The 379-nt window shown below is 54.4% G+C and carries 1 pseudogene and 1 other annotated feature; the pseudogene reads right to left on the reverse strand.

From position 1 onward, the window contains the following. Nucleotides 1–379 (reverse strand): annotated as a pseudogene (locus ACUU1I_RS21275) (IS3 family transposase); the annotation flags it as partial. Continuing rightward, nucleotides 269–379 (reverse strand) — a sequence feature (AL1L pseudoknot). This feature is flagged as partial in the annotation. It overlaps the preceding pseudogene by 111 nt.

The following is a 379-nucleotide window of genomic DNA, read 5'->3' on the forward strand; positions in this document are numbered from 1 at the left end:
CAACGGCTTTCCGGCTGATGGTCGTACGGACCTTTTTACCCCGGAGAACACCGGCAAGTCCCATAACCGCCATGAGACGTGCCACAGTGCATCTGGCCACTCTGATACCTTCCCGTAACAACTGACGCCAGACTTTACGCACACCGTATACCTTGTGATTTTCATCGTATACGCGCTGTATCTCTTTCTTCAGCCAGTCATCGCGCTGCGCACGGGCACTGCGTTTATCCGGATGATGTCGCTGTTGCTGACAGTGGTAATACGTTGACGGGGCAATATGCAGTTCGCTGCATAGCGGTCCGACCCCGTACTGCTCACGCAGCTTATCCAGCAGTGGCATCATTTTTTCCAGAGGCGGTCGAACTCCGCCTTCGCAAAA

This window comes from Shigella sp. SIG3, assembly GCF_053555855.1.